A 6,572-nucleotide genomic window follows, 5' to 3' on the forward strand; every position below is an offset into this window, starting at 1 on the left:
ATTTGGATAAATGGCCGGGTTAATGAAATTCAAAGATCTTAGGGATTTCGTGCAGCAGCTTGAGCAGCGCGGAGAGTTGAAACGCATCCAGATGCCGATCTCGCCTGTGCTGGAAATGACTGAAATCTGTGACCGTACCTTGCGTGCCAAGGGCCCGGCCCTGCTGTTCGAAAAACCGGTCGGTTTTGATATCCCGGTGCTGGGCAACCTGTTCGGCACGCCAGAGCGCGTAGCCATGGGCATGGGCGCAGAGGCTGTCAGTGAGTTGCGTGAAATCGGCAAGCTGCTGGCGTTTCTGAAAGAACCCGAGCCGCCCAAGGGCCTTAAAGATGCCTGGTCCAAGCTGCCCATCTTCCGCAAAGTCATCGCCATGGCCCCCAAGGTGGTCAAGGATGCACCCTGCCAGGAGATCGTCATCGAAGGCGATGACGTCGATCTCGGCATGCTGCCCGTGCAAACCTGTTGGCCGGGCGACGTCGCACCGCTGATTACCTGGGGCCTGACGGTCACCAAGGGCCCGAACAAGGAGCGGCAGAACCTCGGCATTTACCGCCAGCAGGTCATTGGCCGCAACAAGATCATCATGCGTTGGCTCAGCCATCGTGGCGGCGCGCTGGATTTTCGCGACTGGTGCGCCAAGCATCCCGGCGAACCTTATCCGGTTGCCGTCGCGCTGGGCGCTGACCCGGCGACCATTCTCGGTGCCGTGACGCCAGTACCGGACAGCCTGTCCGAATATGCCTTCGCCGGGCTGTTGCGTGGCTCGCGCACCGAGCTGATCAAATGCCGTGGCAGCAATCTGCAAGTGCCGGCCAGCGCCGAGATCGTGCTGGAGGGTGTGATTCATCCGGGCGAGATGGCCGACGAAGGGCCTTATGGCGACCACACCGGCTATTACAACGAAGTCGACAGCTTTCCGGTGTTGACCGTCGAGCGCATCACGCACCGTATCAAGCCGATCTACCACAGCACCTACACCGGCCGTCCACCGGATGAGCCCGCCATTCTGGGCGTCGCGCTGAACGAAGTGTTCGTGCCGATTCTGCAAAAGCAGTTTCCGGAGATCGTCGATTTTTACCTGCCGCCCGAAGGTTGCTCGTATCGCATGGCGGTGGTGACCATCAAGAAACAGTACCCCGGTCATGCCAAGCGCGTGATGCTGGGGGTCTGGTCGTTCCTGCGCCAGTTCATGTACACCAAGTTCGTGATCGTCACCGATGACGACATCAATGCACGTGACTGGAATGACGTGATCTGGGCCATCACCACCCGCATGGACCCCAAGCGCGACACGGTCATGATCGACAACACGCCCATCGATTACCTCGATTTTGCCTCTCCGGTGTCCGGGTTGGGATCGAAAATGGGCCTGGACGCCACTAACAAATGGCCAGGCGAGACCACGCGTGAATGGGGCAGGGCTATCGTCAAGGACGAAGCCACCACACGCCGCGTGGACGAGATTTGGACTCAGTTGGGAATAGACTGATGCGCGTAACCTTGCAGCCGTCAGGTGCGGTGCTGGACACCCTGCCGGGCGAGCGGATTCTCGATGCTGCGCAGCGTCTGGGCTATGAATGCCCGCAGAGCTGTCGCAACGGTAACTGTCATATCTGCTCGGCCTTGCTGGTCGAGGGGCGGGTGATGCAGTCGGGTCAGGAGCTTGATCACGGCGAGATTCATACGTGTGTAGCAGAGCCGCTTGAAGATTGTGCTGTGCTCTGGGATGGCGTGCTGGCCAAGGGTGAGCTGCCGGTGCGCAGCTTTGCCTGCCAGTTGAGCGAGTGTGTCGAAATCGGTGGCGATGTCTGGCGGGTAGGCTTGCGCGCCCCGGCAGGCAAACCACCGCGTTATCACGCTGGACAGTACCTGATGATCGAGCGGGAGAATGGCGAGAAGTCGGCATTCTCCATCGCATCGGCACCGCACAGTGGCCGTGATCTGGAGCTGCATGTACTGGCTCGTGAAGACAGTGCGCGCAGCCTGATCGAGCAACTGCAACGCAACAAAATGGCGCGGGTCGAGCTGCCGTTTGGCGATACCCACCTTGCCGAGCTGCCGGACGGGCCGTTGGTACTGATCGCTGCCGGTACAGGTATGGCGCAAATGAACAGTTTGCTTGAGCACTGTCGCTCAGCAGGCTTCAGTCATCCGGTGCATTTGTACTGGGGCGTGCGTCGGCCCGAGGATTTTTACCAGGTCAGCCACTGGGATGAGTGGACGGCACTGCCGAACCTGTTCCTGCACAAGGTCGTCAGTGACCTGTGTGGCTGGGAAGGGCGCTGTGGTCTGCTGCACGAGGCAGTTTGCGAAGACATCAAGGACCTGTCGGCGGTTTACGTCTACGCCAGCGGCTCGCCTGCCATGGTTTACGGAACGCTGGACGCTCTTGTCAGTGCCGGAATGGACGCTCACCAGATGCGCGCAGACGTATTCGCCTACGCACCGCGTCCGTAACGCCGGACTGACGGCTGCATAACTGGAGTGTAAATTGCTTCAGCTGCTTATAGCTTACGGCGATGTCAATTCGCCGCCAGACAACTTTTTGTAGAGGCAGGCCTTTGGTCTGTGGCAACAACCGAACCACGACACCCTGATGCCGCTCACCCACGAGCGAGTCAGCGGGGCTCGGTAAAAACTGACAGCCAGACTGTCAGGGGGGCAAATGGAGAATCCAATCAACGAGTTGGCCGCTGCAGTGCATGACGGCCTTGGGCTGACGTACCCGCCCGTTATCGATCTGGGTCCGCAGCTTACCCGCGAGCAACTGCTCGCATCCATGGACGCCACCATGCGTCTTCACAAAGGCGGCCCGGTCTGGCTGTTCGCCTACGGCTCGCTAATCTGGCGTCCCGAGTGCACTGCGGTAGAGAGCCAGCGCGGTCGAGTGCACGGTTATCACCGTGGGCTTTACCTGTGGTCGCACGAACATCGCGGTACGCCTGAGGTGCCAGGCCTGGTATTCGGGCTGGATCGCGGCGGTTCATGCACCGGCTTTGCCTATCGCCTGCCGGATGAATGCCTGGAGAAATCGCTGCTGGCCTTGTGGGAGCGTGAGATGCCGTATCCGTCGTATCGCCCGCACTGGCTCAATTGCCGCCTTGAAGACGGCAGGAAAGTACAGGCGCTGGGCTTCGTGCTGGAACGGCATTTGCCCAGCTACGCTGGCAACCTGCCCGACAGCGTGCTGAGCCAGGTGCTGGCCAGCGCCAGCGGGCGCTATGGAACCACTCGCGAGTACGTGGAACAGACGGCCAAGGCCCTGCGTAGCCACGCCATGCCAGACCTGAATCTGGAGGCGCGGCTCAAGCGCTGCAAGTCAGAGACCGCCTGACCGGCCTTTGGGTCAGTCCTTGGTATCGCGCGAGGTGCTGGCGACCTGTTTGTGCCGCAGCGTCGGCGCAAGGAATGCCATCGCCAGAATGCACGCGCCGATCAGCAGCACAAAGCCGCCGTCCCAGCCGAAGTGGTCGACCGTGTAGCCCATCGCAGCACTCGCCGCGACCGACCCGCCCAGGTAGCCGAACAGCCCGGTAAAGCCGGCTGCCGTACCCGCTGCCTTCTTCGGTGCCAGTTCCAGCGCCTGCAGGCCGATCAGCATGACCGGGCCGTAGATCAGGAAACCGATAGACACCAGCGCGATCATGTCGACGGTCGGGTTGCCTTCAGGGTTCAGCCAATACACCAGCGTGGCAATGGTCACCAGAAACATGAACACCATGCCGGTCAGGCCGCGATTACCCTTGAAGATCCTGCCCGACATCCAGCCGCACAGCAGCGTGCCGGGAATACCTGCCCACTCGTAAAGAAAATAGGCCCATGAGGTCTTGTCGACCGTGAAGTGCTTGGCTTCTTTCAGGTAGGTCGGGGCCCAGTCCAGCACGCCGTAGCGCAGCAGATAAACGAACACGTTGGCCATCGCGATGTACCACAGGAACTTGTTGCGCAGCACGTATTTGACGAAGATTTCCCGGGCGCTGAATTCCTCTTCGTGGCTGGCATCGTAGCCTTCCGGGTAATCGTTCTTGTAGTGCTCGATAGGCGGCAGGCCCACCGATTGCGGGGTGTCGCGCATGGTGGCGAAAGCAAAGACCGCCACCAGCAGCGCAACGGCCGCCGGCACATAGAATGCTGCGTGCCAGTCGTTGGTCCAGCCCATGCCAAGCAGGAACAGCGGGCCGATCAGGCCGCCGCCAACGTTGTGCGCCACGTTCCACACCGACACCACGCCGCCGCGCTCTTTCTGCGACCACCAGTGGACCATCGTCCGCCCGCTCGGCGGCCAGCCCATGCCCTGGGCCCAGCCATTGATGAACAGCAGCACGAACATGATCGTGACACTGGACGTCGCCCACGGCGCGAAGCCGAAGATGAACATGATCCCGGCAGATACCAGCAGGCCGAAGGGCAGGAAGTACCGCGGGTTGGAGCGGTCCGAAACGATCCCCATGAGGAATTTCGACAAGCCGTAGGCAATCGCGATGGCCGACATCGCCACGCCCAGCTGGCCACGCGTATAGCCTTCGTCGATCAGATACGGCATCGCCAGCGAGAAATTCTTGCGCAGCAGGTAGTAACCGGCATAACCGATAAAGATGCCTGCGAAGATCTGCCAGCGCAGACGCCGATAAGTGCTATCGACCTTTTCTTCGGGAAGGGGTGCCTGATGCCTGGCGGGGCGGAAGAACCCAAACATGGAGAAGCTCCTGATTATTGTTTTTTTGCGAATGCGAATATTACATTTTCATTACAGAAAAAAGCAGTGCCTTTGGACTGATTTTTTGTAGGAGATACGGACGTTTTTCTGTTCTTTTATGAACATTTGGCGAGCGTTAATATGCGTTTCAAAAGTTTGGGATGGGTCCTACAGGCGTATCGGAAGCTGCGTGCTTACTGGTCTTTCGGCAGGCTTTTACCATCGTCGTCATTGCGCCGCAGCGGCGCACCACGACGATGAGCCCATACAACAATGAGAATTTTCGCCTTCATGATTGCCGTCGCACTGGCCCCGCACGTTGGCGCGACGGAGTCATTTCTGGTGCCGGTGTACACGCCGACACCAGTGTTTCCTCCTGAACTGGTCAAGACCCGCTACGCAGGCAAGGTCCGGGCACAGCTGTGGATAAAGTCCGACGGGCAGGTCCGCGAAGTCAGGGCCGTAGAGAGCGGCCACCCGCAACTCGCCGAAGCGGTGGAGCAGGCGCTACGTCAATGGCGCTACAAGCCTTGGGTGCGAACAGTCGGCGCGCCGCCCATGACCACGATCACCGTGCCGGTGATTTTCGGCTCCCATGGCTATAGGCGTTTCAATACCGAAGTCACCGTCGGCCTGGGCAACATCCGTTGCGGTTACCTCAACCACGAAGTGAAATCCGCCCGCCAGGACTATCCCAAAGAGCCGCTGAGTAAAGTCGACGTGTTCTGGTACACCGGGCAGGCGCTGTTCGGCAGTCATGTTGCCCACCAGCGCAGCGAGCCCCAGCGCAAGGCGTTGCTTGAATTGCTCGGAACGTCGATACCTGCGGTAGTAAGCAACTGCAGAAGCAACCCGGATCATCTATATGGGGATTACCTGCCTGCGCCGGTCAAGGTATTGATGGTCGGGTTGGCCGAGCGAGCGGAGGGCAGCGAATGAGCCGCGTGCTGAGTGTGATCGTGTTGGCGGGGTTACTCTCGGCGGGGACAGCACAGGCGTTGCCGTCGTATCCGGTACCGTTGTATATGCCGGAGCCGGACTATCCGGCGTCGATGCGTTATGCCTTGGTAAAAAACAGTGTCACCGTCAGGATTTTCATTCAGGCCGATGGCGGCGTGCGCTTTCTTGAAGTGCAGGGGGCAACTGATCCGAGGTTCATCAGCCTGACCCGAAGTGCTGTTGAACTATGGACCTTTGAACCCTGGGAGCCACCGGCCTCTCATCCCGAGGGCGAAGCAGTTACGGTCACGTTTACCTTCACAGGGCGACCACACAGCAACCCGCCTCTGACATCCAATGCCGAGCTGAAGCAGGAGTTGTGCTGGCAGTTGAACAGGGAAATGTTCGAGGGTCGCAAATGGCGCAAGGACGTCAAGCCGGATGCGCTAATGCGGACAGAGTTATACCTGTCGAGCGGTCCGGTCATAGAGCAATTTCTCACCCTGGACGAACGTCAGGCATTGGTTGTTGAACTGCTGGAGGCGGCGCCGGGCATTATCGCCCAATGTCAAAAGAATCCGATGCGTAAGTATGTGGATTATTTGCCGGAGAATGTGAGGAAGGTGTTGTAGGAAGGGCGGGGCATCAGCGAAGTGCCAGTATCAAAGCAGTTTCAGAATGCAGCCCTGTGGTTGACGACGACCCTGTGTTTCATCAGAATGCTCGCGAGGGCTCAATAAGAGCAGGGCCTGCTCGATTCAATGACGATACCGGCGAGCAGGTGTGGATTGTGCGAGGCGTCACTCGTGCGGTAGCGGCAACTGGCGACAACGGTTGGCTTTCGACCCCTTTCAGGCCTCGTGTCTGGACGTGCTAAGCAAGCGCTGCGACTACCAGCCCTCTCGTACTCTGAAAAAGGCGCCTATGGCGCTTTTTA

Annotated in this window: 6 protein-coding genes; 5 read left to right on the forward strand and 1 reads right to left on the reverse strand. The window is 59.5% G+C overall.

Going from position 1 to position 6,572, the window contains the following annotated elements; genetic code table 11:
• The first annotated feature begins 22 nt into the window (after positions 1-22).
• The 3 genes from ubiD to ALO64_RS11630 all read left to right on the forward strand — a co-directional run bounded on the left by ubiD (position 23) and on the right by ALO64_RS11630 (position 3,334).
• Positions 23-1,489, forward strand: a complete 1,467-nt coding sequence (ubiD, locus tag ALO64_RS11620; protein WP_002551561.1) for a 4-hydroxy-3-polyprenylbenzoate decarboxylase — start codon at positions 23-25, stop codon at positions 1,487-1,489.
• Entirely contained in the window at positions 1,489-2,457 is a 969-nt protein-coding gene (locus ALO64_RS11625; RefSeq protein WP_044343821.1) for a CDP-6-deoxy-delta-3,4-glucoseen reductase, read from the forward strand. Before ubiD ends, ALO64_RS11625 begins: the two co-directional genes overlap by 1 nt.
• A gap of 208 nt (positions 2,458-2,665) precedes the next feature.
• Positions 2,666-3,334, forward strand: a complete 669-nt coding sequence (locus ALO64_RS11630; RefSeq protein ID WP_002551563.1) for a gamma-glutamylcyclotransferase — start codon at positions 2,666-2,668, stop codon at positions 3,332-3,334.
• 12 nt (positions 3,335-3,346) lie between these two features.
• On the opposite strand, the gene glpT is transcribed toward ALO64_RS11630, so the two are convergent.
• Entirely contained in the window at positions 3,347-4,696 is a 1,350-nt protein-coding gene (gene glpT, locus ALO64_RS11635) for a glycerol-3-phosphate transporter (protein WP_044343820.1), read from the reverse strand.
• Between the two features lie 273 nt (positions 4,697-4,969).
• On the opposite strand from glpT, the gene ALO64_RS11640 reads away from it, so the two are divergent.
• Together ALO64_RS11640 and ALO64_RS11645 are read left to right on the forward strand one after the other, a co-directional pair.
• On the forward strand, positions 4,970-5,635 hold the full coding sequence (locus ALO64_RS11640; protein WP_152623893.1) for an energy transducer TonB: 666 nt from the start codon (positions 4,970-4,972) through the stop codon (positions 5,633-5,635).
• Complete coding sequence (locus ALO64_RS11645) at positions 5,632-6,267, forward strand: hypothetical protein (protein ID WP_044343818.1); 636 nt, start codon at positions 5,632-5,634, stop codon at positions 6,265-6,267. The genes ALO64_RS11640 and ALO64_RS11645 overlap by 4 nt, the downstream gene beginning before the upstream one ends.
• The last annotated feature ends 305 nt before the right edge of the window (positions 6,268-6,572 follow it).

Source organism: Pseudomonas meliae, from assembly GCF_001400515.1.
GTDB classification, from domain to species: domain Bacteria; phylum Pseudomonadota; class Gammaproteobacteria; order Pseudomonadales; family Pseudomonadaceae; genus Aquipseudomonas; species Aquipseudomonas amygdali.

What these genes read in the sequence shown, in the direction of transcription:
- ALO64_RS11645 (WP_044343818.1), top strand. Translation starts at nt 5,632, where the DNA reads ATGAGCCGCGTGCTGAGTGTGATCGTGTTGGCGGGGTTACTCTCGGCG.
- ALO64_RS11640 (WP_152623893.1), top strand. Translation starts at nt 4,970, where the DNA reads ATGAGAATTTTCGCCTTCATGATTGCCGTCGCACTGGCCCCGCACGTT.
- ALO64_RS11630 (WP_002551563.1), top strand. Translation starts at nt 2,666, where the DNA reads ATGGAGAATCCAATCAACGAGTTGGCCGCTGCAGTGCATGACGGCCTT.
- ALO64_RS11625 (WP_044343821.1), top strand. Translation starts at nt 1,489, where the DNA reads ATGCGCGTAACCTTGCAGCCGTCAGGTGCGGTGCTGGACACCCTGCCG.
- glpT (WP_044343820.1), bottom strand. Translation starts at nt 4,696, where the DNA reads ATGTTTGGGTTCTTCCGCCCCGCCAGGCATCAGGCACCCCTTCCCGAA.
- ubiD (WP_002551561.1), top strand. Translation starts at nt 23, where the DNA reads ATGAAATTCAAAGATCTTAGGGATTTCGTGCAGCAGCTTGAGCAGCGC.